Source organism: Acidiplasma cupricumulans (assembly GCF_001402935.1).
GTDB classification, from domain to species: Archaea; Thermoplasmatota; Thermoplasmata; order Thermoplasmatales; family Thermoplasmataceae; genus Acidiplasma; species Acidiplasma aeolicum.
This window is the reverse complement of record NZ_LKBH01000063.1, coordinates 1-2,329: the sequence shown is the minus strand read 5'-3', so window position 1 is coordinate 2,329 and position 2,329 is coordinate 1. Positions and strand designations below refer to the sequence as shown.

General features: G+C 36.9%; 2 protein-coding genes. Both read left to right on the top strand.

All coding sequences use genetic code 11. The annotated features are described in order from the left end of the window. Window positions 1-149: 149 nt before the first annotated feature. Window positions 150-1,277 carry a citrate synthase gene (gltA, locus tag AOG55_RS02075; protein ID WP_048102374.1) on the top strand — a complete coding sequence of 376 codons (1,128 nt, stop codon included), beginning with the start codon at window positions 150-152 and terminating at the stop codon, window positions 1,275-1,277. A 56-nt stretch (window positions 1,278-1,333) separates the two neighbouring features. Then, complete coding sequence (gene mdh / locus AOG55_RS02070) at window positions 1,334-2,314, top strand: malate dehydrogenase (protein ID WP_048102376.1); 981 nt, start codon at window positions 1,334-1,336, stop codon at window positions 2,312-2,314. Window positions 2,315-2,329: the final 15 nt, after the last annotated feature.

The window sequence follows — 2,329 nt, the reverse complement described above, 5'->3', positions numbered from 1 at the left end:
TTGGTTTTAAGGATAAGATTAAAAATTATATCCTTTCATGATCTATCTTACCCATAAAACCACCACAAAAAACAATCAAAAAATTGAACAATTGCTGAAAAAGATAAAATCTGGGTAAAATAACCATGAAAAGAATATAGGGTGATCATATGGAAAGTGATATAAATTTGGGTTTGGAAGATGTATTTATTAAGCATACATCATTGACATACATAGATGGAATTAAGGGCATACTTAGATACCGCGGATATGATATTAATGACCTTGTCAGTAACTGCTCCTTTGAGGAGGTTTCATATTTAATGATTTATGGTGAGCTTCCCAATAAAAAGCAGCTGGATGAATTTACAAAAGAATTAAAGGAGCATTACAAACTGCCAAGGCATGTGCTTAGCCTTATTTCAGAGCTGCCAAGGGATTCAGATGCACTGACAATGATGGAAACTGCCTTTGCATCCATGTCATCCGGTGAATACTCATGGAATAAGGAAAATGATAGAAAACAGGCAACAAAAATACTTGGTGAAAACCTGGGCATTATTTCCAACATTTACAGGCATAAAATGGGATTAAGATTAAAGGAACCTGACCCAAAATATGGATATGCCGAGGCATTTTTAAGAAACTGCTTTGACAATGTCACTGAGGATGAAATTAATGCAATGAATGCCGCTCTTATAATCTATATTGACCATGAGGTGCCAGCATCCACCACGGCCGCCTTAATCGCCGCATCAACATTGTCAGATATGTATTCATGCATTACTGCTGCAATTGCCGCATTGAAGGGGCCACTGCATGGAGGGGCTGCTGAGGCAGCATTCAACCAGTTTCTCGCCATTAAAAAACCCGAAAATGTGGATTCCTGGTTCGAAGATAATATTGTGAATAAAAATAAAAAGCTCATGGGATTTGGTCACAGGGTTTATAAAACATATGACCCAAGAATGAAAATATTTAAATCAATAGCGGAAAAGCTGGCCATTACTGACGATGAAAAGAATTTGCTTAAAATAGCAGAAAATCTTGAAGACCTTGGAATAAAAAGATTTTCCTCAAAGGGGATATATCCAAATACAGATTATTATTCCGGGCTTGTATTTAACGAAATTGGATTTCCGGTATATACATTCACGGTATTATTTGGATTTTCTAGGGTTCTTGGATGGGTTGCACATATCTCGGAATACGTTGAAAATGAGGAGAGGCTTATAAGGCCAAGGGCAGTTTACATAGGGCCTGGGGAAAAACAGTTTAAAAAAATTGATGAAAGATAATTTTTTTATTTTATGGAAGTTACAAAAATATTTAATTTTAATTGAAATATAAGCCTATGGCAAACAAGAAAATTTCTATTATTGGCGCTGGCGCTGTTGGAGCCAGTGTGGCACAGGTTCTGGCAATAAAAGATGTGGCCGACATATATATTTTTGATATTGTTGACGGGCTTGCGGCTGGAAAGGCTCTTGACATTCAGGAGGGTGCACCCCACTGGGGTTTTGATTATAAATTGAGGGGTTTCTGCACCGCTGATGAGAAAGAGTATGAAAATTTAAAGGGTTCTGATGTAATAGTTGTTACTGCTGGTCTTGCAAGGAAGCCAGGAATGAGCAGGGATGATTTACTTCTAAAAAATATAGGCATAATGAAGGATGTTGGAGAAAAAATTAAAAAATATTCACCTGAATCAATTATAGTTGCCGTTACAAATCCTGCGGATATAATGGCATATGCACTTCAAAAGGCATCTGGCATAGAACCATCTAGAATTCTCGGGCTTGGTGGATCACTGGATAGCGCAAGATTTAGAACATTTCTTGCAGAGGCTCTTGATGTTTCCGTTGAGGATGTAAATGCATTTGTCATAGGCGGCCATGGGGATGATATGGTTCCATTCATAAGATACTCAAGTGTATCTGGAATACCAATAGAACATCTTCTTCCAAAGGAAAAAATAGATGAAATTATCAAAAGGACAAGATTCGGTGGTGGTGAGATACTCAACCTTTATAAAACAGGAACTGCTTTTTATGCACCCTCAATATCAATAGCTGTAATGGTGGAATCCATAATTAAAAATAAGAAGAGGGTAATTCCATGTGCTGCATACCTCACAGGTAATCATGCAAAACACTATGGAATAGAAAACATGTTTATTGGAGTTCCTATTAAAATAGGTGCCAGTGGTGTTGAGGAAATCTATGATTTACAGTTTAATGAGGAGGATAAGGCCGCATGGGAGAAAAGCGTTGAATCTGTAAAAAAGAATTCCAAACTTGCAGACGATTATTTCTCGGGAAAAATAAAAAGTTAATTTTTATATCCTTAT

Excerpts from the sequence above, each read along its gene's own strand:
- gltA (WP_048102374.1), top strand. The coding sequence starts at position 150 with ATGGAAAGTGATATAAATTTGGGTTTGGAAGATGTATTTATTAAGCAT.
- mdh (WP_048102376.1), top strand. The coding sequence starts at position 1,334 with ATGGCAAACAAGAAAATTTCTATTATTGGCGCTGGCGCTGTTGGAGCC.